Raw genomic sequence first — 24,433 nt, forward strand, 5'->3', positions numbered from 1 at the left:
AGCCGCTGCCACCCTGAGAGGATGGCAACGGCTTTTTTCATGGCGACGCACTCGCGGAATCAGCTGGCGTCGGTTGAGCCTTTGCGCGAAGTGTATTTTTTCATGTCCGCTTCGGAAGGCAGTTGAAAGCCCTGTTCAATGGCCTTTTCTTTGCAGTAGTCCACCGCAAAATCAAGCAACTCACCCACGGCGCGATGCCGGAACTTGTGCTTCTGCCGCACATGCGAGAAGGGTCGCTGCAATGGCGGGTCCAGCGTAATGGCTTTGATTGAGCCCAGCTTCAATTCCTTGACCGTGGTGGTGCGGGACACAATCGCAATCCCCACCTCGGCTTCAACCGCCATCTTGACCGCTTCCGGGCTGCCCATTTCCATCACCACGTTCAAATCGGAGTAGCTCAGCCCTTGCTCACGAATATACTGGTCGATCACAGAGCGGGACCCGGACCCTTCTTCGCGGGAGATATAAGGGTACTTGCGAATTTCCTCGATACTGACCTTGTCACGATTGGCCAAAGGATGATTCTGCGGCACAATCACCACCATTTCATCCAAACGACAGACTTCCACTTCCAGGTTTTTGTTGTAGACCGGCGCTTCGACCACGCCCAGATCGATCATGTTGTTTTCAACCATGGCCACGATGGCATCGGTATTGCCAACCTGCAGACGGATATTGACGTCTTCGAACTGCTTTTTGAAAGCCCCAAGCAGACTGGGCAGCATGTATTCGGCAATGGTGGTACTGGCCCCAATCAACAGACTTCCAGTGACTTCACCAGTCAACTCACGGACTTCGCTGTTCATTTTTTCATAATGATCGAGGATTTTTTCCGCGTACTGGTACACGATTTTGCCGGCGTCGGTCAGGGTGATTTTGTTGTGTGTGCGGTCAAACAAGCGGGTATTGAAAAACTCTTCCAACTGCTTGACCTGAAAGGTGACCGCTGGCTGGGTCATGTGAAGGGTTTCAGCCGCTTTGGTAAAGCTGAGTACTTTCGCAACGGTATAGAATACTTGAAGGCGTCTGTCAGCCATAATTCAAAAAGCCTTTGTCGTCCGTTAAGCTGCGTTAATGTTCCGGTGACCAGTTTTGCCATCGGCCCGAGCGCAGAACATTTCATATTATTGTCACATCAACCAAACGTGACTATAGTGATATCGTCAAAAAATGTCAAAAATTAATTTATACAAGCCAATAATTTTACTTATAGCAATGGCTTATGATGTTTGCCCTTTATATTGGGGCTGACAAGCCCTGGGCAAACGGCCTCGTCCGTGAAGCGCCTGCTGCATCAACCAGTGTTTCATCCCGCTGAAATGATCGGCCAGCGGCAGAACCCGGCGCCGCAGACCCTTGGCCAGACCCTCGTCTGTGGTATACAGCCAATCAAAGCCTTCCATCGCCCGTTGCACCACCAGATTGTCACCCCGGCGCCAACGCTCGTAACGACGTAAAACAGTCCGACGCCCCCAGTCCAATCCGTGCGAGGACTTGGCCTCGGTCAACACCTCGGCCAGAGCCGCAGCATCAAGCAAACCGAGATTGACCCCCTGACCAGCCTGAGGATGAACGGTATGCGCCGCATCCCCGACCAGCACCACACGCGGTCTGACATAGTGCTGGGCGTGACGCCGGATCAACGGGAAGGCGGCTCGCGCGCCCACTTCGGTCACTTCCCCTAGAAAACCATTCGAAGCCTGCGTCACCGCCCGGGCAAACTCGGCATCGTTCAGCGACAGCGCCCAATCCTGCTGTTCCAGCGGCAGATACCAGGCAATGGAACTCACATGATCTCCCAAGGTCAAAAAGGCAAAAGGACCGCTGGCCTGATAGCGCTGCCAGCAGGCCTGATGATTTGAGCGCTCGGTTCTGACACAGCCGACAATGGCCGCTTGCGCGTAATCATGGGTATCCAGCCCGATCCCGGCCAGTGTCCTCACGGTTGAAAACGCACCGTCGGCACCCACCACCAGTTGTGCCTGCAGGGATGTCCCGGAGGTCAAGGTCACGTGGACCGCGTCTTCGGTTTCTTCCAATTGGGCAATGCCGTCTGCATAGACGCGAATCAAAGGCTGCGCCATCACCTGATCCCACAGGGCCGCCTGCACCACCGAATTTTCCACCACATGCCCCAAATTGGGTTCTCCAATGGCGGCCGCCTCCAGATCAATGCGTTTGGGCGCGTCTTCCGCCCATACGTGCATGGCGGTAAAAGGCTGCAATCGCCGGGCCTCAATGCCAGACCAGGCATTGAGGGAAGCCAGAAAATTTTCCGAGGCCCGGGTCAAGGCACTGACCCGAGGATGGTAAGGCGACTCGGCTGACCAGCTCAAATCCGGCGGTCGCTTTTCCAACAAACAGACCTCAAACCCGGATTGCGCCAGCGCCAGTGCGGTGGCAGCACCGACCATGCCACCGCCGACCACCAAAATCTGCGTCTGTTTCATCGCCGCTTCCCCATTGCCAGTTCGGCCAGACGCCGACGTACCGGCCCTGCCACTTCCATCGCCATCAAGCCCAATCCCCGGGCATGCCCCAATAAAGACGATGGCTTCTGAAACCAATCAATCAAACCATCGGTCAACCCCATGATCCGCTGATAATGCGGAGCGCGGTTTTCGGCGTAGCGACGCAGACGAACCGCCTCGCCCCAGTCATTACCGAGCATTTGCTGCAGCATTTTCAACCAGGCCTGCACATCGTCCATGCCCAGATTCAGGCCCTGGGCGGCCACCGGATGCTGGGTGTGCGCGGCATTGCCCATCAGCAGCACCCGTTCGGCGTAAAGCTGTGGACACTGAGTTTCCGCCAGAGGATAGGCCACGCGTTCAGAAGTGGCTGTATAGGCCCCAAAACGCTCACCCATCCGCTCTGCAAATGCCTGAATGTACTCCGCATCCGACCAGGTTTGAACCTGTTGCCATTGCTCGCCCGGCATCACCCAGACCGCTTTGGCACTCTGGCCCTCCGGACCGTCCATGGGCAACAAGGCCATCGGACCGGTTCGGGTAAAACGCTCATACGCCCAGCCCTGATGCGGCTGTTCAAAATGCAGTTGCGTGATCACCGCCATCGCGTCATACGCCTTGCGCTCAATCGGCAGGTCATAGAGCCGACGCACTTTGGATTCGGTGCCATCGGCCCCGATCAACAGTTTGGTCTGCAGCGTCTCACCGTCGGACAATTCGCACGTCACCTGTTCCGACGTTCTCCGGGCATGCACCAGTTCAGCCGGACAAATCACACGGATCGCCGGGTGTGCGTCCACCGCCTGCCACAAAACCTGCCCCAGATCCTTGCCCCGAACACTGACTCCCAGCGCGGGCACCCGCATTTCGGCTGCCGACATGCGGGTGATGCCCATAAACCCTTTCTGCGAGACGTGGACGTGTTTGATTTGCGTCAGATAGGGTGCCAGAGCGTCTTCCAGACCGAGGGTCTTCAAAAAACGGACACTGTCATAGGTCAAGGCCAGCACCCGACCATCAAACCCATTGTCCGTTGCATCGGAGGGTCTGGCGCGTTCCACCAGCGTCACCTGGCCATGCTCGGCCAGTGCCAGGGCAGCGATCAGACCGACCGGCCCGCCGCCGACAATCAGGGCATCACAAACATTCAGGTTATTTTCCGGCATTGGCCTGCATCCATTGCTCAATCTCGGTCACGGTTCTGGGCAAGCCCAGCGTCAGATTCTCATGGCCGTTTTCGGTCACTACCACATCGTCTTCGATTCGGATGCCGATGCCCTGATAGGCTTCGGGCACTTCGCTGTCGGGCGCAATGTACAGACCCGGTTCGACCGTCAACACCATGCCCGGTTCCAGCTCTCGCCAGACGCCGGATTGCTTGTAAGCCCCGACATCGTGCACATCCATGCCCAACCAGTGACTGGTGCCATGCATGAAATACGGTTTGAAGGCCTCGGCCTCAATCAGCTCGTCCAGGTCCCCCTGCAGAATGCCGCAGTCCACCAGACCTTCCACCAGAATCCGCCGCGCGGTTTCGTGGACTTTGAAGTACGAAACGCCGGGCGCAATGCAATCGATCGCCGCCCGCTGGGCTTTCAGAACCCAATTGTAAAGCCGGGCCTGAGGCGCACTGAAATGGCCGTTGGCCGGAAACGTGGTGGTAATGTCCCCGGCGTAACCTTCGAATTCGGCCCCGGCATCGACCAATACCAGATCGCCCTGCGCGATGGCCGCCCGGTTTTCGGTGTAGTGCAACACACAGGCGTTCTCACCGGCGGCGACAATGGTGGCAAAGGCTTCTCTTTTGGCACCGTGACGCTTGAAGGTGGCTTCCATATCGGCCTGAAGCTGGTACTCAAACCGTTGCGCTGCCACCGACTGCATCGCCGCCAGATGCCCCTGCACACTGACCTGCGCCGCTTTCCTGATCAGCGCCACCTCTTCGGAGCTTTTGATCAAGCGCATCTCATGCAGGATCCCATCCAGATCCCGCAGTTGCGTGGGCGCGACCTTGCCTTTTCGGGCCTGGGCTTTCAGAGAACGGATGATCGGTTGCAGGATGGGTTGCCAGACGTCCAGCTGTTCGAAACTCAGCCAGATGCTGTCAATGCCCTCCAACCACTGCGGTAAGATCTCATTCAGCTCCTGTTTTGACCAGGCCTGGTCAATTTTGAGGACGTCCGGGGCCATGTCCACGCCCAGACGTTTGCCTTCCCAGACTTCCTGCTGCGGGTCTTTGGGACGCAGAAACATCCCCGTGCGCTGCGCCATTCGATTTTCCGCGTCCGGCTTTTTGCTCATCAGCAAACACGCTTCCGGCTCGTCAAACCCGGTCAGATAGAAAAAATCCGACGCCGGCCGAAACGGGTACTCCACATCCCGGTTACGGATGGCTTCGTGGCCCGATCCCACCAGTACCAGCGCATTGTCCGGCATGGCATCAAACAGTTGTTGGCGCTTCTGACAGGCCAGTTCAATCATGTCTTGTCCTTTTTCTTGCGCCGACTCAATGCAGCGTGTCGGTCGGCGGCGCATCCATCGGAATCGGTTTGCGTTCGGCCGGATTCAGGGTTTCATGTATGGTGAGCACTCCCACTTTGACGAATTCGACCAGCTCAACAAAGTTGGCCTCGTCTTCGTCATCGGTTTCCGCCAGTTCGGTGGTATCCAGCTGCGCGATCTGGGAGAAGTCTTCCAGCAACTCAGCCGGGTCCCCCGCCAAAGCCTCCGATTTCCCCGCCGTCAGCCCCATACCGTACAAGAATCCCTCGCAGAACTGCGACAATGACCGCGCCCGCCAATCCAGCCCGACCTTTTCATCCGGCAGGCACAAGTCCAGCTCGAAACCGTCCCCATTCAACCCCTTCAGGGTTTCGCCGTAAAGCGCATGCAAGGCCACCAGAAACCCTTCCTTGACCGAACGGGTATCGGCTTCTTCCAGCAAGCGTTTGATCCAATCCGTCTCGGACGTCTGACTGTCGCCACACACCATGCCGGCCAACAACCCCTGAATAAAGGCTGGCGACTCCAGCTCCGGGTGCGCCTTCAGCATCGAGTCCAGTGTTTCAAAATCCACAGCCACCAATCGTTCCCTCTGTCATCCATTCAAAGATCCCAATCATACCATGCCACGCCCTTTGCCCCAATCGGCAAACAGCGAAGAGTGACAACCTCTGCGACTTCTCTTAAGATAGTAGGCAACAACAACCTCATTGCAACCATAAGGCCCCGCCATGAACACACAATTAAAATTGACCTTGATGAATCACAGCTTTGAAGTGCCATGCAAACAGGAAGACAAAGACAAGCTGATTGAAGCGGCCACGCTGGTGGAAGACAAGCTGGATCAGGTCACAAGCCTGAAAGGGGAAAGCAAAGTCCTGATGGTGGCGCTGAACCTGTGTTACGACTATCTGAGCCTGAAGCAGGACACCGAACAGTATTGTCTGCGTCTGGAAGACCAGGTGGACGACACCTTGTTGCAACTGCAGAAAACAGAAACAGCCGGAAACAACAAACCTGGAAAACCCTGAACAGCGATTGACCCTGAATAATGGTTGACTGGATGTCCTTGGTTGTTACAATTGAAACATACGGGCCAGGCTTCATGTCCCCTGCCGATACGATCTATCTTGGGGCCAGAAGCGTCAGTGGTGAGGATCCCGCTTATGTCCGGGAACCCTAAGCTTTCGTGGAGGCTGCCACCTGAACTAAACGGTTCAGGGATAACAGCCTGGCTCGTATATCATTTCCCTGTTTTTTATGCCCAATCATCCCACTGACTTACGCCAACAATGCCGGCAACGACGCCGTCAGCTGACACCTCAACAGCAAATCGAACATGCTGGAGCGGCCAGCCGCATCGCACTGCGGACCCGATGGTTGCAACGTCCGAAACGCATCGGCCTGTTTTTGCCTCAGGATGGTGAGTTGGACACCCATTTTCTGCTTGAAGCACTGCTCAAACGCGGACACCGCCTGTATCTGCCGGTACTGCAAACGCTGCGGGGACGCCCAATGGCGTTTGCACCCTACACCGCTGCCAGCATTTTAACCCCGAACCGCTTCCGCATTCACGAACCGATCACACCGCACGGCGACCACATCAACGCCCACCAACTGGATGTACTGTTTGCCCCACTGACCTGTTTTGATCACGCCGGGCACCGGCTGGGAATGGGCGGCGGCTTTTACGATCGCAGTCTCGCGTTCAAACAGTGGTTCCCAAACGTGCGCCCGGTGGTCATCGGCTGGGCACACGAATGCCAGTATCAGCCCGAGCTGCCGGTCGAACCCTGGGACCAACCGCTGGATGCGCTGATCACCGAAACCCGTTTGTACGAATTTCGAAACATCCAGGCGCCGACATAAACGCCGCTGAAACAAGCGGAAGTCGACCCACGCCTACACCGGCTTCAGAAACAGCTCATAACCGATGTTGTTCTGTTCGGATTCAAACGGATAGTGAAGACAGTTCAAGTACTCTTCAAACTCGGACTGCTGGTCGGGCGGCACCTGAATGCCCACTAGCACCCGGCCGTAAGCCGCGCCGTGATTGCGATAATGAAACAGGCTGATGTTCCAGTCCTCGCTCATCTGTGACAGAAACTGCAACAAGGCACCGGGACGTTCCGGAAACTGAAAACGATACAGACATTCGTTGGTCACGCCTTTGGCATGACCACCCACCATATGGCGCAAATGCAACTTGGCCATTTCATTGTCCGACATGTCATGGACGGTATAATCTTCCGCCTTCAACTGCGCGATCAATTGATCCTTTTCCGCCACACCGGCTTCGGTCCGCACACCGACAAACACCACCGCCTTGCGGTCATCGGCATAACGGTAGTTGAACTCGGTAATGGCGCGCTTTGCGCCCAGCAATTCGCAAAAGCGCTTGAAGCTGCCGGGCCGTTCGTCGATGACAACGGCAAAAATGCCCTCACGGCGTTCGCCGATTTCGGTACGCTCGGAGATGTAACGCAAGCTGTCAAAATTGATGTTGGCCCCACTGACAATGACGCCCATTGATTGCCCGCTGACACCGGTCCGGGCAATGTACTTTTTCATCCCGGCCAGACCCAGCGCCCCCGCCGGTTCCGAGACCGCCCGCGTGTCTTCAAAAATGTCCTTGACCGCTGCACAGATTTCGTCGGTGGTCACGGTGATCATCTCATCAATGCACTGACGTGCGATGCGAAACGGCGCCTCCCCTACCTGTGCCACCGCCACGCCATCGGCAAAAATCCCAACCGTATCGAGTTTGACCCGTTTGCCGGCTTTCAACGCCGCGGTCATACTGGCCGCGTCTTCGGGCTCCACGCCAACAATCCGGGTTTCGGGCGACACCTGTTTCATCACCGCCGACACGCCGGCAATCAGACCGCCACCACCCACGCAGACAAACATCACATCCAGCGGTTTGTGTTGACGCAGAATTTCCAGCGCGATGGTGCCCTGGCCGGCAATCACCGCTTCGTCATCGTAAGGCGGAATAAAAGCATAGCCATCGCGCTCACACAAAAAGCGGGCATGCTCGGCGGCCTGATCAAACGCATCGCCGTGCAGGATGACTTCGCCGCCCAGATTTCGCACGGCATTGACCTTGATCATGGGGGTGGTACGAGGCATCACGATCAGTGCCTTGATGCCCATTTTACTGGCCGAAAGGGCCACACCCTGAGCGTGATTGCCTGCCGAGGCCGCGACCACGCCCTTTGCTTTTTCCGCATCCGAAAGCTGCACCATCCGGTTGTAGGCACCGCGCAGCTTGAAAGAAAACACAGGCTGAAGGTCTTCCCGCTTGAGCCAGACATCGTTGTTGGCTTTTTTCGAAATCAGCGACGCCCGTTCAAAAGGCGTTTGAATGGCCACGTCGTAAACAGGGGCTCTCAGCACCTGGCGCAAAATCTGATGCGGCATGAAGAATCCTTAATCGTTCAAAAAAATCATTATAACAAAGCGCGGCTTTTCCTGTCGGCCTGGCATTATAAGACGATGACAAACCACCTGGGCAAAGGTTCACAAGCCTGTCTCAAGAGTTTGGTAGGAATCTGGCCAATCAGGCAGACTCTCTTAATTCTGTGTGGCAAAAACCTCTCTAAAATACGCAGCGTTCAGTCACCAAAATAAGGAAAAATCATGCAACTCAAGCCTTTGTCCTTCGCCATTCTGTCCACACTGGCTCCGACGTCACTGGTTCTGGCCGCAGAACCGACCCAGCTTCCCCCGCTGACCGTTGAAACCTCAGCGCCACAGGCCGCACAAACCGAAAACCGCGCCACAGCCGATTTATTGCAGAACGGCAACAGCGAATCGGGCGATGTGCTGCGCCAACTCAATGGGGTGGCTGCCACACGCAAGGGCGGACACGGTCTGGACCCTCAGATTCGTGGCCAACAGTATTCTCAATTGAACATTCTTATGGATGGCGCCAAAATTGCCGGTGGTTGCCCCAATCGGATGGACCCGCCTACGTCCTATTCTGAAATCGCATCTTATGATGAGATCGAAGTGATTCGAGGAGTGACCAGTGTGACTCACGCAGCCGGTGGCTCTGGCGGCACCCTGCTGCTGAAGCGCCAGCGCCCGGATTTTGATCCGGACAAACCGGTTCGGGGTGAACTGAACCTGGGCAAATCCCACCTGATGAACTACGACGCCCACGGCGAACTGACGGCCGTTGGTGAGAAAGGTTATGTGGTGATCCAGGGCGCTCAGAAAGAAGCGAACAACTATCAAGACGGCAATGGCGATACGGTCGGTGCCAGTTACCAGACACGCCAGGGGCACATTGACCTGGGTTGGACACCAAACGAACACCATCATCTGAAACTGTCCGCGGAACAGAGCCGTACCGAAGATGCGCTGTATCCGGGTGCCATGATGGACGCCCCTGAAACCGAGGGCAATACCCTGCGCCTGCAATACGAAGGACGTGATTTAAATGATTCGATCCGGGACATGGACGTATCGGTCTATCGTTCTACGGTGGATCACACTATGAACAATTTTGATCTGCGCAACCCACCAAGCCCAATGATGCTTAGAGAAACCCCGACCGAAACCGAGACCAAAGGGGCCAAAGTCCAATTGACATCGAACATTGCGCAAACGGAAATCGATTACGGGGTGCAATTTGAAAACGTCAATAAAGATGCCACCCTATGGGACAGATATTCGTCGCCCAACGAATCTCTTAACTTTATGTGGCCCGATGTCACCAACACAACCAAAAGTTTTTTTGCTGAAACCACTACCAGCTTGAATGACCGAAGCCAACTGATCGCCGGGTTGCGATTCGATGATGTCTATGCCAAAGCAGATAAGGTGAATGATGCACCCGATAAAACAGTCAACAAACCATCACTGGTTTACGGTAAGGCGCACACAAATTACAACGGCGAAACTAGCGCCAGCGAATCCAACTGGAACGGGCTGATCCGTTTCGAGCAGTCGTTTTCAGACACTTACCAATGGTATCTGGGAGCCAGCCGCACCATGCGTACCGCAGACGCCACCGAGCGCTTTATGTCTAAATGGGCCAAGGACATGAAAACCGGTGAACAAGCGGCATGGGTCGGCAACCCCAATATTAAACCGGAAGAGCATAACCAGATCGATCTAGGCCTGGGCAAAGCCTCATCAAACTACAGTTGGAATCTGGGCGTCTGGTACGACAAAGTCAACAATTACATTCTTAGAGATTTGGCGGTCAATCAATACGACAACGGTGTAGCGAATACCTTAAAAGACAAAAGTGAAACCTATGTCAATGTGGACGCAAAGCTTTACGGCCTGGATATGGATGGTTCCATGGCACTGACAAAGCAATTGGACGTTGGTGGCCAATTCAGCCTGACCAAAGGGCGCAATACCAGCGACAGTCGTGACATCGCAATGATTTCTGCCCCCACTGGCAACCTCTTTGCCAAATGGTCTCAAAATGCCTGGCACTTGGGCGGACGCTTTAATTTTGCATTGGAACAAACCGATGTGGATGAAGCGTACACAACCGCAGCAGGATTTGACGAAACGCCCGCATGGGGAACACTCGATGTTTTTGGCGGCTATCAGATCAATCGAACCTTCAGTGTTCAGGCCGGTATCGACAATGTGTTTGATCACGCTTATTATGATCACCTGAGCTATGACCCTGTGGCCGCAGACATCTACAAAAACAATGAACCGGGGCGCAACGTCTGGGCAAAAGTGAACGCAACCTTTTAACGCTGAGATCGACTTATGACCTTACCCTTTAAAAAAGCAAAATGGTTATTGCTTGCCCTTTTGGTCGTGGCGGTGGCCATGGTTGTCTTCTGGCCAACCCAGCCACTGCAGGTGACCACCGATTCCGAACGGGCTGCGGCCCGCTCGCTGATCAGTGAACAGCCGCCTGGCGGCGACTTCACCCTGGCGACCGTTGAAGGCGAACGTTCGCTCAGCGACTATGAGGGCAAACTGGTGTTGCTGTATTTCGGTTACACCTTCTGTCCCGACATCTGCCCGACCAACCTGAGCAGTCTGAGCCAGGCCTGGCAGAATTTGACACCTGCCCAACAGGAACAGGTCAAGATTCTGTTTGTCTCGGTTGACCCGGAACGTGATACTCTGGAACGGTTGCAGAATTACAGTGATTATTTCCACAGCGACATCACTGGCATGACCGGAACCCCGCAAACGCTGGCCGAAATCGCACAACGCTACGGCGTGGTCTACCAGTCACACCGTTCCGAAGAGGACGACCAGTACTATGCGGTGGACCATTCGGCGTTCACATACGTGATCAAACCCAATGGCGAACTGGCCGAACAACTGCCTCATGCCACCGCACCACAGACCATTACCCAAACCGTCCGCAAACATCTGGACTGACCAACCCAAGGAGCTTCCATGCAAACCCATCCTTTGAAACAACTTGCCCTTTCCGCCACTCTGGTGCTCAGCAGTGTGATCACTCTGCCTGCGATGGCCAGCGACGCCGATCAGATTACGGTTCAGGATCCGTATGTGCGCGAAGTCCCGCCTGGTGCCATGGCCACCGGCAGCTTCATGCAGTTTCACAACCAGAGCGATCAGGCCATTTCTCTGGTCAAAGCTGAATCGGATACCGCCAACCGGGTCGAGCTGCATACTCACACCCATGACAATGGCGTGATGAAAATGCGTGAAATCGAACAAATCGAGATCCCTGCCAATGGCACCACGGAACTCAAACCCGGTGGTTTGCACATCATGCTGATCGATCTGCCCCGGATCCTCCAGGCCGGTGAAGACGTCACACTCACACTTCAATTTGCCGACGGCAGTGAGAAAACCATAACGGCCCCGGTCCAGTCCCTTCGCGGCGGCCAGTCAGGTCAGCAAGGCAACATGGATCACTCAATGCACTGATGCCAGAAACGGCCCGCCGAATCAGGCGGGCTTCACACTTTATCCACCCTTCATGCTTGAAACCCGCCCGGCAATCCTTATAGTTATGTCAATAACGTCGGTGCACCTCAACAGGTCGCTCTCACATCCCCGGATCCCAATCAAACAAACCAGGTGTATTTGCATGATGCCAACATTTGCCAAACTTCGCCCTCTTCTTCTTGCCGCCAGTCTGGGCGCACTGGCTGTGCCCAGTGCCTATGCCAGTGATGGCGCCAGTGACACGGATTTGAGTCAGGAAAAAACCCTCAAACTGTGCCTGGCCTACAACGGTTTAAGCGACGCAAGCGAAAAAAAGCGGTACCTGAAGGAACTGGATCGCCGGGCGCAACTGAGCGTGACCGATCACGACAACCTGGACACGGTCAATGTGGAACCCGGAGCCACTGCCTGCGGCATGTACATGGCGCTGGGCAAACCCTTGCAGGAAGAAGGCCGTCAGCTGCGCCCGATGGTCTACAAGGTGGTGCACGTTTACCCTGACCATTATTATGTGACCCAATCCGGTCTGGTGATGGAAAAACTCGAACGCATTGAAGGCGAATTGCCGCCCAAACTGACCGAAGAAAAACCCCGTCGTGAAGGCCCGCCGATTCAGTTCAATGCGCCCGGCGGCACACACTGAACACCGCACGGCATGCCCTTAATGCCTGATGCAAAAAATTACCAGGCCTGGTAAAACAGGTCGGGGGTTTTCACTCCCGCCTATACTTTTTCCCGCCAAATAACTAAAATGTCCGGATATTCCAAGGTTCGCCCACGCATTCATGCGCTTTCGCATGCTTGATGGTGCGCGCAACAAGAACAAACTGATCCAAATTCGTGAGGGCTGATTATGACACAGAACGAACTCAAACAAGCCGTGGCCAAAGCGGCCATTGACTATGTGGAAGCCGATACCTACATCGGTGTGGGGACCGGTTCCACCGCCAATTTTTTCATTGATGCACTGGCTGAAATCAAAGGCAAGATCAAGGGTGCGGTCGCCAGTTCCGAAGCCACCGCAGAGCGCCTGAAAGGCCACGGCATTCCGGTACTCGACCTCAACAGCGTCGACGAAATGTCGGTCTACATTGATGGCGCGGACGAAGCCAACCCGCATCTGCACCTGATCAAAGGCGGCGGCGGCGCCCTCACGCGTGAAAAAATCGTACTGGCCGTGGCCAAAAAATTCGTCTGTATTGCCGATGACAGCAAAAAAGTCGACATTCTGGGCAAATTCCCGCTGCCGGTCGAGGTCATTCCCATGGCGCGCAGCTATGTGGCGCGCGAAATCGTCAAACGTTTTGGCGGCGAGCCGGTGCTGCGGGAAGGCTTCACCACCGACAACGGCAATGTGATTCTTGACATTCATGGCCTCCAGATTACCGATCCGGTGGCGATGGAAAACGAACTCAACTCCATTGTCGGCGTGGTCACCAATGGCTTGTTTGCCGCCCGTCCGGCGGACGTATTCCTTTGCGGCACGGCGGAGGGCGTCGAAACCCTCACCGCTCAGTAATCATCCATTTCATACGGATAAGGAAAGGCATTATGCAGCAGCTTGGACGCAAACTTTTTGTCTTCGTGGTCGTGGCCTTGCTGGGGACCTTGATCTATTTGACCCTGTTTTCCCAGGGTCTGGGCAAAGCCCCCGCGATCACGGTCAAGACCAACAGCGGTGAAGAACTGGCTTTGAACCAGCCTAAAAAGCCGGTGCTGGTCAACTTCTGGGCCACCACCTGCCCCGGTTGCATTGCCGAAATGCCGCATCTGGCCGAAATCAAACGCGACTTTGGTGACGACTTCGAGCTGGTCGCCATTTCCATGGATTACGACCCGGCCGAACAGGTGCAGAAGTTCATCGACAACAACCCTTATCCGTTTTCCTATGTCATGGATTCGGACGGCAAGCTGGCTCAGGCTTTTGGCGAGATCCAACTGACGCCGACCAGCTTTCTGATCGCGCCCAACGGCAACATCGTCTATCAGAAAATCGGTGAGGTCGACTTTGATCTGGTTCGCAATAAAATCGATCAAATGACCCCCGACCTGTAACGTACAACGACTGTCATCGGGTTTTGACCATAAAACCCTTCCCTTCTAAACCAACAGGACTCTTTATGAAACGCTCCCACACTCTTTTTGAAAAAGCTCAGATTCACATCCCCGGCGGCGTTAATTCGCCAGTGCGCGCCTTCAAAGGCGTCGGCGGCGATCCGGTTTTCTTCAAAAAAGCCACGGGACCTTACCTGATTGACGAAGACGACCGTCAGTACATTGATTACGTCGGTTCCTGGGGACCGGCCATTGTCGGCCACGCCCACCCGGAAGTGATCAAAGCGGTGCAGGATCAGGCCGAAAACGGTCTGTCCTTCGGTGCGCCCACCGAAATCGAAACCACCATGGCCGACAAGATGTGTGAACTGGTGCCTTCCATGGACATGGTGCGCATGGTCAACTCCGGTACCGAAGCCACCATGACCGCCATTCGACTGGCACGCGGTGCCACAGGTCGTGACAAAATCATCAAGTTTGAGGGCGATTACCACGGTCATTCCGATTCGCTTCTGGTCAAGGCCGGTTCCGGTGCCTTAACCCTGGGCGAACCGTCTTCGCCGGGGGTGCCCGAATCCCTGGCCAGTCTGACCCTGACCCTGACCCACAATGACAGCGATCAGCTGCGCCAGGTCTTTGCCGAAATCGGCCATGAAATCGCCTGTGTGATTGTGGAGCCGGTGGCAGGCAACATGAACTGCATCCCTCCCGAGCAGGGCTTTCTGGAAACCCTGCGAGAAGTTTGTGACGAATCCGGCGCGGTGCTGATTTTTGACGAAGTCATGTGTGGTTTCCGCGTGGCGCTGGGCGGCGCTCAGGAACGTTACGGCGTGACCCCGGACCTGACCACCTTTGGCAAAGTCATCGGTGGCGGCATGCCCGTGGGCGCTTTTGGCGGCAAAAAATCGGTCATGCAGCACATTTCGCCTCTGGGCCCGGTGTATCAGGCCGGCACCCTGTCCGGCAATCCCATTGCCATGGCGGCGGGTCTGAAAACCCTGGAACTGATTTCCGAGCCGGGCTTTTTTGACGATCTGGAAGCCAAAGCCAACCGACTGATGCACGGTTTTGCCGCGGCCGCGCAGGAAAACGGCGTGCCTCTGGCCACCAACACCGTGGGCGGCATGTTCGGTTATTTCTTCACCGACGATGCCAATCCGATCCGTCGCTTTGCCCAGGTCAGTCAGTGTGACCTGGAACGCTTCAAGACTTTTTATCACGGCATGCTGGACGAAGGCGTGTATCTGGCGCCGTCGGCGTTTGAAACCGGGTTTGTTTCCGCCGCCCACAGCAACGAAGACATCGACAACACCATCGTGGCGGCACGCAAAGTCATGGCCAATCTGTAATCCCTTTCCAATCCGGCCCGGTTTTCCGGGCCGGCACTTGCCTTGATCCCATGTCAGAAACGCATTCAGCCGACGACTTGATCCGTTTGTTCAACCAAACCTTTTCCCTGTCGGAAAACACCCGACTGGTCTGTTGCGAACCCGAACCCATTTACCGACCCGCCGATAATGACACACCCTATCATCGCATTGTTTTCGCGCACGGCTTTTTTGCCAGCGCCCTGCATGAGATTGCGCACTGGTGTGTGGCCGGCAAAGCCCGGCGTCAGCTGGAAGATTTCGGCTATTGGTATCAGCCGGATGGGCGCACGAACGAGCAGCAGGCTTTATTTGAGAAGGTGGAAGTACGACCTCAGGCGTTTGAATGGATTTTTTCTCAGGCGGCGGGATTTCGGTTTCACTTCAGTGCCGACAATTTGGAAGGCGACGCCGGGCCGTCAGACGCCTTCAAAGACCATGTCTGGCAAACGGTGCAGCGGATGCTGACCGACGGATTGCCCGCTCGTGCACATCAATGGGCTCAGGTACTGGCGACCACCTATTCGCAAGGCCGGTTTCCAGTCACCACGGACTTTGATCGTCCGCTGCACCCTGACAACAACCAGGCCTGGTAAAATCTGGGTTATTTTCGCTTGGATTGAGACTTTTTCGGCGGCCTGATCGCCCAGACGATCAGGACGACAATCAGCAGCAAAAGCCCCACTTCAATCAAGGCAAACACCCGGTTCAGTCCTCCACAGAATCGATCTGCACCATTTGCAGGTGGTCATCGTCTTTGAGCTTTTGCAGCCCCAGATGGATCTTATCTCCAACGGTACGGCCTTCGTCATACACAAAGATCTGCACAATCACCGCGTTCAGTTCGATGTTTTTGATCGCCTGATCGGTGCCCTTGACCATGATTTTTTTCTTTTTGATCGCCGAAATGATGTTTTCAATATAGTCGGGTAATTGATGCCCCGGCACACTGGCGGGTGGCAGGACCGCAATGGCGTCTTCTTCGTAGCGCATCATTTGCCAGTCTTTCAGCGTTTTGGCTTGAATCATCTTCACCACCAGACGGATGATGCTGTCGCCCAGCAGCCAGGAATATTTGTCGTTGTAATAACGGAGTTGCTTGATATCAAACACCACCAGCTGACGTTTACTCACCACCCCGGACATGGACTGATCGATCACATCCACCAGGGTCTTTTCAAAATAGTCCTTGTCCGGCAGACCGGTCAAAAAGTCGCGGGTCAGGCTTTGCTCGATTTCAATCACTTCCTGACGAATGGTTTCCAGGTCTTCCAGGTTCTGTTGCATCCACAGCGTGGTTTCGACCGAATTGTTTTCCACCGATTTCAGCTCGCCCACCGCTTCGGCCAGGATGATTTCCACCGATTCCCGGGTACTGGCCAGTGACAGACTCTCACGCATGTCGCCCAGATTGACCTGGTGTTGCTGAACCAGCTCCACAAAATCGTGAATTTTGCTCTTCAGATCCTTGGCCCGGTCGATGATGCTGGAGGTTTGCTGGTCGATACCCAGGCTCTGATTGAAATGCGCCTTGAGCACAAAATTTTCATACAGTTTTTCATAAGCCGATTCGGAAATGGGCTGGCCGGTGGACATCAGAGATTTCAGGCGCGCATTCAAAGGGCCATTGGTCCCGGCAAAATACAGATACCAGATGGTGAGGGTCACATGCGACAGCGTGATCCCCTCCTGTTCAATGGTTTCCATGGCCTTTTGCACAGCCGCCGCGTTGTTCATCTCAGACACGGTCTTCACCTTGTTGTTTCAGTTCGTTTAAAAGTTTCTGCGGCAATCCGCCAAAACCGCCGTTGCTCATCAAAACCACCTGATCTCCCGGCTGGAGCATGGTTGTGAGCTGAGCCAGCAGCCCTTCGTAACTGTCGGCCACCGAGACGCTTGCCTGAAAGTCGTCCTCAGGCAATGACCAGCCCCAATCCGGGTCAATAAAAGCCCATACCGCATCGGCGGCATCAAACGACCTGGGCAGACGCGCTCGGTGCATCCCCAATCGCATGGTGTTGGAGCGAGGCTCAAACACCGCGACCAGCCGCCCGTTCAGGCCAGACGCCTGCATACGGGCACGCAAGCCTTTCAGGGTGCTTTCGATCGCGGTGGGGTGATGCGCAAAGTCATCGTACACCCGAATGCCCCGAACCTCACCCAAATCACTGAGCCGACGCTTGACCCCGCCAAATTGATGCAGGGCATCGATGGCGACCTTGACCGGGACCCCGCAATGCTGTGCCGCCATCACCGCGGCCATGGCATTGCGCATATTGTGTTGGCCCGTCAGGGACCAGTGCACCGTGCCCAACGACTGCCCGGCCTGGTGCAAAGCAAAAACGCCGCCATCTTCACGAATTGGCTGATAGGCCCAGGTCGAATCGTTCTCAATGCCATCGTCATTCTGTGCCGAAAACCGGCTGATTTGAGACCAGCATCCCTGTTCGAGCACGGCGTCCAAAGCGGCCTCATCGGCCGGAGCAATCAGCAAACCGTTGCCCGGCACGGTACGCACCAGGTGATGAAACTGGGTCTGAATGGCCGCCAGATCGGCAAAAATATCGCCATGATCAAACTCAAGGTTATTGAGAACACAGGTTCTGGGGCGGTAATGCACAAACTTGGAGCGTTTATCAAAAAACGCCGTGTCGTATTCGTCTGCCTCAATCACAAAAAACGGCGACTGACCCAATCGGGCCGAGACCCCGAAGTTTTCCGGCACGCCGCCGATCAGAAACCCGGGGTTCAACCCGGCGTATTCCAGAATCCAGGCAATCATGGCCGAAGTGGTGGTTTTGCCATGGGTGCCGGCCACCGCCACCACCCAGCGATCCTGCAAAAGGTGGTCCGACAGCCATTGCGGCCCGGAGGTATAACGCTGTTGCGTGTTGAGCACGGATTCCACCGACGCATGGCCGCGACTGAGCGCGTTACCGATAATGACCTGATCCGGCTCGGACTGCAAAGGGTCCTGAGCATAGTCGCTGACCTCGATACCGGCCTGCGCCAGCTGGGTACTCATCGGCGGGTACAGCGCCTGATCTGAGCCGCTGACGTCGTACCCCATGGCTTTGGCCAATTGCGCCAATCCGCCCATAAAGGTGCCGCCCACGCCCAGAATATGCAGTTTTGAATGATCGCTCATACTCGCGGAGTCATGCCTTTGACTGAGTGTTAACCAGGCCTGGTAAAAACAGACCAAGCACAAATTTTATGAAATCTTCGGGCTAGAAATTCGCCCAATATAAACGAAAATGCCGCCCTTCGCCAATAAGTTCGCTCTATGAGGCCAGTGGCCTTCCCTGTGACAAGGATGGCTTGTCAATCCATGCCGGGTCGAATAAACTGCGTTCATGACCCAACCTATCACCACGATTCCTGAGATCACCACCCCCGAGGCGCTCACCGACTTTTGTGCGAGCTTGCACCAGACCCCATGGATTGCGGTGGACACCGAATTCCTGCGGGTCAACACCTATTATCCCAAACTGTGCCTGATTCAGATCGCCACCCCGGAAGGAAATGTGGCCCTGATCGACCCACTGGCTTTTGACGACTTAAGCGCGTTGTGGGCGCTTTTCAAGGATCCCGATCTGGTCAAGGTCTTTCACAGCGCCCGTCAGGACCTGGAGGTGCTGGCACTGCACGGCTGTCTGCCAACGCCGATCTTTGACACCCAGATTGCCGCATTGTTTCTGGGCTACGGTCACCTGGCCGGTCTGGCCAGAGTGGTGGAAGCCGAACTGAACTGGCCGATGACCAAAGATCAGACCCGGACCGATTGGTCGCAGCGCCCGTTGCAGCCCGACCAATTGCGCTACGCGCTCGAAGACGTGACCAGCCTGGCGGAACTTTACCCTCGCATACTGGCGCAGCTGGACCCAGAGCAAAAACAGGCTCTGGAAGAAGATTTTGCGCTGTTGCTGGACCCGTCCTTATACCAGAGCGCACCGGAAAAAGCCGGTTACCGTTTGAAAGCCCTGTCCAAACTGGGCGCCAAAAATCAGGCGATTGCACTGAAACTGGCCGACTGGCGCGAACGTTATGCGATCGAGCACGACCGTCCCAGACGCTGGGTACTCGGTGACGACACCCTGATTGCCATCGCCAAGCGACCGCCCAAAACCGTTCAGGCACTCTACAAGGTGCCACAGATCAAACCCTCCAGTGTTCGTGAATTCGGCGACAGTTGGATCGCATTGATTGACGAGGTGTTTCAAGCGCCCGACACCTGGCCGGTGAAAGCGCCCAAGCCCCCACCAGCATTGCCACAGGAAGAAGTGGCACTGACCCTGGCTCTGGCCTGGCGCGACCAGGTCACCCAGGCCTATGGCCTCAACACAGGCAACTGGGTGGGCAAGGCCGAACTGCTGACGCTTTTGCGCGACCCAACGCCTCCCACCCTGCTCGGCTGGCGGCGACTGTTGCTGGAAGTGCCCTTGCGCCGGTTTTTCGATCAGAAATCCACGTTCAAGTGGACCGACAAAGGGTTGCAGGAAACCCTCTCCTGAGACAACGTTGTCGCTCTTAAAAAATTTGTCATGCACGCGCGCTGCAGGCTTTTTACAATAACGTCACCCATCCGATGAACGGATTTCCATGCACAATAAAAGGTTCAAAATGACTGATATGCCGCGTAATGTGATTTATGCCCAAGCTGGCGGAGTCTCCGCTGTGATCAACGCCAGTGCCGCGGGCGTGATTGAAATGGCCCGCCGCCACCCGGAAAAATTCGGCACCATCTATGCGGCCGTCAATGGGGTGGTCGGGGTGCTCGAAGAGTCTCTGATCAACGTTTCGGCCCTTTCCGAAGACGTGCTGGACCGCCTCAAAACCCAACCCGGTGCCGCGTTTCAGGCCTGCCGCTTTGATCTGGACGGGCTGGAGGAAAATCCGGCGCAATACGAGCGGGTGCTGGCCGTCTTCAAACATTACGACATTGGTTATTTCTTTTACAACGGGGGCAACGGTTCCATGGTCACCGCGCAGAAAGTGGCCGACTACTGCTCATCCAAAGGACATCCGGTGACCTGCATCGGCGTGGCCAAAACCATTGACAACGATCTGGCTCTGTCTCATTGCAGTCCGGGGTTTGGCAGCGCGGCCAAGTATCTGGCCACCAGTCTGCTCGAAGCCACGCTGGACCTGTATTCCATGCACAACACCTCCACCCGGTTTTTCTGCCTGGAAGCCATGGGGCGCAATGTTGGCTGGCTGGCGCTGTCCGGTGGGCTGATCAAAACCATCATGCCGGACGTTCCCCTGATGATTCTGCCCGCAGAGCGCGCCCTTGACCGCCAGCGCTTTCTGGACCGGGTGGAAAGCCTGATTGAGGAAAAAGGCTATTGCGTGTGCGTGGTCTCCGAGGGGTTGAGAGATGAACAAGGCCAGTACGTTTCCATTGAAAACGTCGAACACACCCACAATCACGATTACACTCAGCTCGGCGGCGTCGCTAATACGCTGGCCCATCTGGTGGCCGATACCCTGGGTTACAAAACCCATTTTGCGGTCCCGGACTATCTGCAGCGTTCGGCCAGCCACATGGTGTCACAAACCGACTGGGAAATGGCGTACCGTGCCGGAAAAGCCTCGGTTCAAGCGGCACTGGACGGCCGTCACGGGGTCTTGCCGGTGATCGAAGTCATCGGTCACAACCCGCTGGTCTGGCGCTATCGCAATGTGGACCTGCTGGAAGTCGGCGATCTGGAAAAATGCGTTCCCGATGAATTCCTGACCGACGACGGCATGGACATCACTCAGGCGGCCATGGATTATCTGCAGCCCCTGATCAAGGGCGAAAGACCCATCCCTTACGATCAGGGATTGCCTGCGATACGGCCCTTGGAATTTAGCACAGAGCCCAAAGCGCTGACGCCCTACAAAGTGGTGAAATAAACCACAGTGCCGCCATGGATTCAATGGCGGCACAATGTGAAACAACCTGTCAAACCCTTACTTTGATTCGAAAATATTTGCCTCGTTTTTGCCATTTCTGCTATTCTTTTGGACCGCTTTTAATTACGCTCAGCAATCTTTTTTTATCAAACAAGGACGTTTCATGAACTGGAGCACCGACCAACTTGACGCACAAACCCTCTGGGAAACCATGATTCTGCCCTGGGGCACCAACATTCTGTTTGCCATTGGCATCTTTGTGATCGGTCGCTGGGTGGTCAAAGGTTTGAGCGGGCTGCTCACCCGTGCGCTTGACCGAAGCAAACTCGACCAGATGCTGACCCGGTTTGTGGTCACCATTGCCCGCACGGTGATGACCCTGTTTGTGATCATCGCAGCGCTGTCCCAGCTGGGCATCAACACCACGTCGCTGGTGGCACTGGTCGGTGCCGCCGGGCTGGCCGTCGGGCTGGCGTTAAAAGACTCGCTACAGAACTTTGCCGCCGGGGTGATGCTGCTGATCAACAAGCCTTTCAAGGTCGGGGACTATGTCGAAGCCGCAGGCACAGCGGGCATTGTCGAACACATAAGCATTTTCAACACGGTGTTTCGCGCCACCGACAACAAGGAAATCCTGATCCCCAACGGCAACATCTATCAGGACAACATCGTCAACCACTCCACGCGTCCGACCCGTCGGGCCGACATGGTGTTTGGCATCGCCTATGGCGACGACATCCGTGTGGCCAAACAGGTACTGGAAAAACTGGTGGCCGAAGACGAGCGCATTCACAAAGACCCGGCCCCCACCGTCTTTATCAGCGAACTGGGTGACTCCAGTGTCAATTTTGCGGTGCGCCCCTGGGTGGACACCGACGATCTGTGGCCAGTCAAATGGGACATGAACGAGAAGGTCAAACTGGCCTTTGATGAAGCCGGGTTGTCGATCCCTTTTCCACAAATGGACTTGCATCTGCACCAGCCTGTGCCGTCCAACGACTGATCTCACCCCTTTTTAAACGCCGTTGACCGACATGCCATGGCATCCGGCTCACACGGCTTTTTGTCGCTTTTTTACACTTTCCATCGATTCAACATGAGGTATTTCATGAAAAAAACACTGCTTTTTTCCAGCCTGTTTGTGGCCACCGGTCTTTCTCCCGTATTGGCCGAAGACGTTGACACTGGCCTGAGCGGGTCGGGCGAAGCCGGTTATTCACAAACCACCGGCAACACCGAAACCGAATCCATTTATGGCGCCCTGAAGTTGAACTATCTGCAAAAAGCCTATGAGCTCAAAGGCCTGGTGGAAGGGTCCAACAAGTCCGAAGACGGTGATACCACCCAAGAGCGCTACCTAGGCGACCTCCAGGCCAACCTGTTTTTCAACAGCCACCCCAAAGCCTATGGCTTCGGTCAGGTGCGTGCCGAGCAGGACCGCTTTGCGGCGATTGATCTGTCCACCTACTATTTGGCAGGTCTGGGTTACAACTTCTACAAACAGAAACATCTGATTCTGCAAGCGGAAGTGGGTGCCGGTTACCAAAGTATTGACTACACCTCAGATTCGGGAGAAGAAGACGCCGATCAGACCATCGGCAAATTTTATGGCAACTTTGAATACGCCCTCAATGACCGGGTAAGATTTCTGCAGGACCTGTCCATTTTCTCCGGTGGCGAACAGACACTGTATGAAACCCATACCGGGCTCAAGGTGAATCTGAATGGCAGTCTGAACCTGCGTCTGGCCTACAAATACCGCTACAACGACAGTCCGGCCGGAGATAAGGAAAACGAAGACACGGAAACCGTCATCACCCTGCTTTATGACTTTTAACGGCTAAAGCGGCCTTTCAGCTCAACCATCGCAACGCCCGACCCGATTTTGACCAGGCCTGGTCAAAATCGGGTTTTTTTATGGCCTGAGCCAACTCATCACTTTTATTTATTAGCCAATAAACAGATTTGAGCCATGCCGCAAAACCTGCATAATGGTAGGAACGAAAAAAGGAGTGACCCATGCAAATTCGACAACTGTTTGACGCCGACACTTGGACTTTCACCTATTTGCTTTGGGACGAACAGAGCAAAGAAGCCGCCGTGATCGATTCGGTATTGGAACAGGTAGATCGGGACGAAACCCACATTCGGGAACTGGGGTTAAAGGTAAAATATCTGCTGGAAACCCACATTCACGCCGACCACATTACCGGCGCTGGGCCATTGCGCAAACGCATTGGCGGTGAACTGGTGGTACACAAAAACTCCGGATCGGAATGCGCCGACATTCTCGCTGTGGACGGCGACGTGTTTTCTCTGGGCGAACAGAAAATCGAAGTGGTCCACACCCCCGGACACACCGACAACGACATCACCTACAAAATTGATGGGGCCGTCTTTACCGGCGACACGCTGATGGTCAGGGATTGCGGGCGCACAGACTTTCAACTGGGGTCCAACGAAGCCATGTACCATTCCCTCACCGAAATCCTGTTCAAACTGCCCGAAGACACCATGGTGTTTCCGGCCCATGACTACAAAGGCTTTACCCAGTCCACCATCGGCGAAGAAAAGTACTTCAATCGACGGGCGGGCGATCGAAAATCCTATCAGGACTTTTCAACCATCATGGACAGCATGAACCTGCCCAACCCAAAACGGATTGACATTGCCGTGCCCGGCAACCTGAAATGCGGCGATCTGGACGACTGAGACCAGTCGTTTTCAGGGAATAAACCCGCCGCCAGCAGAACACTGACCGGTCCTTCCGGTCAGCTTCACACTGTGCACTGTCAGGCCACTTCCATGATTTCCACTTTGTACTGCAACGACTGATCGGCCAGGGGATGATTGCCATCCAGATAGACCTTATCTTCGTCGATTTCAATGATTCTGAACTGAACCAACTGCCCCTCCGGGTCTTCGGTTTCCACCACTTCGCCAATTTCCAGGGTCACATTGTCATCAAAATTTTCCGGCGACGCATAGACTACCAGTTCTTCCTGACGCACACCGTAGGCCTCTTCGGGTGACAGCGTAACCTTGGCTTCGAACCCGGGCTCTTCCCCCTCAAACAAGTTTTCAAGACCGCTGACAATCTCGCCTTCGCCATGCACATAATGGACCGGGTCGCCACCGAACGTGGTGTCAACCAGCTCACCCTTGTTGTCTCTGAGTTCGTAATGAAACGTCACCTGACTGCCATTTTTGATTCGCATGCGT

At 55.2% G+C, this 24,433-nt stretch carries 24 protein-coding genes; 15 read left to right on the plus strand and 9 right to left on the minus strand.

The window, feature by feature from the left end; translation table 11 throughout:
- Positions 1-59 precede the first annotated feature (59 nt).
- From A377_RS0100210 to A377_RS0100230, 5 genes are all read right to left on the minus strand, one after another.
- Positions 60-1,037 carry a LysR family transcriptional regulator gene (locus tag A377_RS0100210; RefSeq protein WP_019894035.1) on the minus strand — a complete coding sequence of 326 codons (978 nt, stop codon included), beginning with the start codon at positions 1,035-1,037 and terminating at the stop codon, positions 60-62.
- A 183-nt stretch (positions 1,038-1,220) separates the two neighbouring features.
- Positions 1,221-2,450 (minus strand): UbiH/UbiF/VisC/COQ6 family ubiquinone biosynthesis hydroxylase, encoded by a 1,230-nt coding sequence (locus tag A377_RS0100215; RefSeq protein ID WP_019894036.1) that lies wholly within the window; start codon positions 2,448-2,450, stop codon positions 1,221-1,223.
- Positions 2,447-3,637, minus strand: a complete 1,191-nt coding sequence (locus A377_RS0100220) for an FAD-dependent monooxygenase (RefSeq protein ID WP_019894037.1) — start codon at positions 3,635-3,637, stop codon at positions 2,447-2,449. The genes A377_RS0100215 and A377_RS0100220 overlap by 4 nt, the downstream gene beginning before the upstream one ends.
- Positions 3,624-4,952, minus strand: a complete 1,329-nt coding sequence (gene pepP, locus A377_RS0100225; protein WP_028485139.1) for a Xaa-Pro aminopeptidase — start codon at positions 4,950-4,952, stop codon at positions 3,624-3,626. The genes A377_RS0100220 and pepP overlap by 14 nt, the downstream gene beginning before the upstream one ends.
- A gap of 25 nt (positions 4,953-4,977) precedes the next feature.
- Positions 4,978-5,553, minus strand: coding sequence for a UPF0149 family protein (locus tag A377_RS0100230; RefSeq protein ID WP_245546744.1), 576 nt, complete (start codon positions 5,551-5,553; stop codon positions 4,978-4,980).
- Positions 5,554-5,704: 151 nt separating this feature from the next.
- Between A377_RS0100230 and A377_RS11450 the strand changes: the two genes are divergently transcribed.
- Both A377_RS11450 and A377_RS11455 read left to right on the plus strand, forming a co-directional pair.
- A complete protein-coding gene (locus A377_RS11450; RefSeq protein ID WP_019894042.1) occupies positions 5,705-6,004 on the plus strand; it encodes a cell division protein ZapA in 300 nt (99 codons plus the stop codon).
- Positions 6,005-6,233: 229 nt separating this feature from the next.
- Complete coding sequence (locus A377_RS11455; protein WP_019894043.1) at positions 6,234-6,842, plus strand: 5-formyltetrahydrofolate cyclo-ligase; 609 nt, start codon at positions 6,234-6,236, stop codon at positions 6,840-6,842.
- Between the two features lie 33 nt (positions 6,843-6,875).
- Here the strand turns inward: A377_RS11455 and ilvA are convergent, their stop codons facing one another.
- Positions 6,876-8,396, minus strand: coding sequence for a threonine ammonia-lyase, biosynthetic (ilvA, locus tag A377_RS0100245; RefSeq protein WP_019894044.1), 1,521 nt, complete (start codon positions 8,394-8,396; stop codon positions 6,876-6,878).
- A gap of 219 nt (positions 8,397-8,615) precedes the next feature.
- On the opposite strand from ilvA, the gene A377_RS0100250 reads away from it, so the two are divergent.
- The 8 genes from A377_RS0100250 (at position 8,616) to A377_RS11460 (ending at position 15,906) form a co-directional block, all read left to right on the plus strand.
- Entirely contained in the window at positions 8,616-10,703 is a 2,088-nt protein-coding gene (locus A377_RS0100250) for a TonB-dependent receptor domain-containing protein (RefSeq protein ID WP_019894045.1), read from the plus strand.
- A 15-nt stretch (positions 10,704-10,718) separates the two neighbouring features.
- A complete protein-coding gene (locus A377_RS0100255) occupies positions 10,719-11,348 on the plus strand; it encodes an SCO family protein (protein ID WP_019894046.1) in 630 nt (209 codons plus the stop codon).
- Between the two features lie 18 nt (positions 11,349-11,366).
- Positions 11,367-11,867 (plus strand): copper chaperone PCu(A)C, encoded by a 501-nt coding sequence (locus A377_RS0100260; RefSeq protein ID WP_019894047.1) that lies wholly within the window; start codon positions 11,367-11,369, stop codon positions 11,865-11,867.
- Positions 11,868-12,030: 163 nt separating this feature from the next.
- Positions 12,031-12,531 (plus strand): hypothetical protein, encoded by a 501-nt coding sequence (locus A377_RS0100265; RefSeq protein ID WP_019894048.1) that lies wholly within the window; start codon positions 12,031-12,033, stop codon positions 12,529-12,531.
- A 210-nt stretch (positions 12,532-12,741) separates the two neighbouring features.
- Positions 12,742-13,407, plus strand: a complete 666-nt coding sequence (gene rpiA, locus A377_RS0100270) for a ribose-5-phosphate isomerase RpiA (protein WP_019894049.1) — start codon at positions 12,742-12,744, stop codon at positions 13,405-13,407.
- 32 nt (positions 13,408-13,439) lie between these two features.
- On the plus strand, positions 13,440-13,943 hold the full coding sequence (locus A377_RS0100275; RefSeq protein WP_019894050.1) for a TlpA family protein disulfide reductase: 504 nt from the start codon (positions 13,440-13,442) through the stop codon (positions 13,941-13,943).
- Between the two features lie 65 nt (positions 13,944-14,008).
- Entirely contained in the window at positions 14,009-15,292 is a 1,284-nt protein-coding gene (gene hemL / locus A377_RS0100280) for a glutamate-1-semialdehyde 2,1-aminomutase (protein ID WP_019894051.1), read from the plus strand.
- A gap of 50 nt (positions 15,293-15,342) precedes the next feature.
- Positions 15,343-15,906, plus strand: coding sequence for an elongation factor P hydroxylase (locus tag A377_RS11460; RefSeq protein ID WP_033422813.1), 564 nt, complete (start codon positions 15,343-15,345; stop codon positions 15,904-15,906).
- Positions 15,907-16,018: 112 nt separating this feature from the next.
- Here the strand turns inward: A377_RS11460 and A377_RS0100295 are convergent, their stop codons facing one another.
- Positions 16,019-17,047: a GGDEF domain-containing protein gene (locus A377_RS0100295; RefSeq protein ID WP_019894054.1), complete on the minus strand. Its 1,029-nt coding sequence runs from the start codon at positions 17,045-17,047 to the stop codon at positions 16,019-16,021.
- Between the two features lies 1 nt (position 17,048).
- Positions 17,049-18,458 (minus strand): UDP-N-acetylmuramate:L-alanyl-gamma-D-glutamyl-meso-diaminopimelate ligase, encoded by a 1,410-nt coding sequence (gene mpl, locus A377_RS0100300; protein WP_019894055.1) that lies wholly within the window; start codon positions 18,456-18,458, stop codon positions 17,049-17,051.
- 208 nt (positions 18,459-18,666) lie between these two features.
- On the opposite strand from mpl, the gene rnd reads away from it, so the two are divergent.
- The 5 genes from rnd to A377_RS0100330 all read left to right on the plus strand — a co-directional run bounded on the left by rnd (position 18,667) and on the right by A377_RS0100330 (position 23,923).
- Positions 18,667-19,824 carry a ribonuclease D gene (gene rnd, locus A377_RS11465; RefSeq protein WP_051083129.1) on the plus strand — a complete coding sequence of 386 codons (1,158 nt, stop codon included), beginning with the start codon at positions 18,667-18,669 and terminating at the stop codon, positions 19,822-19,824.
- A gap of 109 nt (positions 19,825-19,933) precedes the next feature.
- A complete protein-coding gene (locus A377_RS0100310) occupies positions 19,934-21,211 on the plus strand; it encodes a 6-phosphofructokinase (protein ID WP_245546745.1) in 1,278 nt (425 codons plus the stop codon).
- Between the two features lie 163 nt (positions 21,212-21,374).
- Positions 21,375-22,214, plus strand: a complete 840-nt coding sequence (locus A377_RS0100315) for a mechanosensitive ion channel family protein (RefSeq protein ID WP_019894057.1) — start codon at positions 21,375-21,377, stop codon at positions 22,212-22,214.
- 105 nt (positions 22,215-22,319) lie between these two features.
- Entirely contained in the window at positions 22,320-23,048 is a 729-nt protein-coding gene (locus A377_RS0100320) for a DUF481 domain-containing protein (protein ID WP_033422814.1), read from the plus strand.
- A 182-nt stretch (positions 23,049-23,230) separates the two neighbouring features.
- The gene (locus A377_RS0100330) at positions 23,231-23,923 is read left to right on the plus strand and encodes an MBL fold metallo-hydrolase (RefSeq protein ID WP_019894063.1); all 693 of its coding nucleotides are present in this window, start codon (positions 23,231-23,233) and stop codon (positions 23,921-23,923) included.
- Positions 23,924-24,003: 80 nt separating this feature from the next.
- Here the strand turns inward: A377_RS0100330 and A377_RS0100335 are convergent, their stop codons facing one another.
- Positions 24,004-24,429, minus strand: a complete 426-nt coding sequence (locus tag A377_RS0100335) for an FKBP-type peptidyl-prolyl cis-trans isomerase (RefSeq protein WP_019894064.1) — start codon at positions 24,427-24,429, stop codon at positions 24,004-24,006.
- Positions 24,430-24,433 lie beyond the last annotated feature (4 nt).

Origin of the sequence: Hydrogenovibrio halophilus DSM 15072 (genome assembly GCF_000384235.1) — a bacterium.
Lineage (GTDB): Bacteria > Pseudomonadota > Gammaproteobacteria > Thiomicrospirales > Thiomicrospiraceae > Hydrogenovibrio > Hydrogenovibrio halophilus.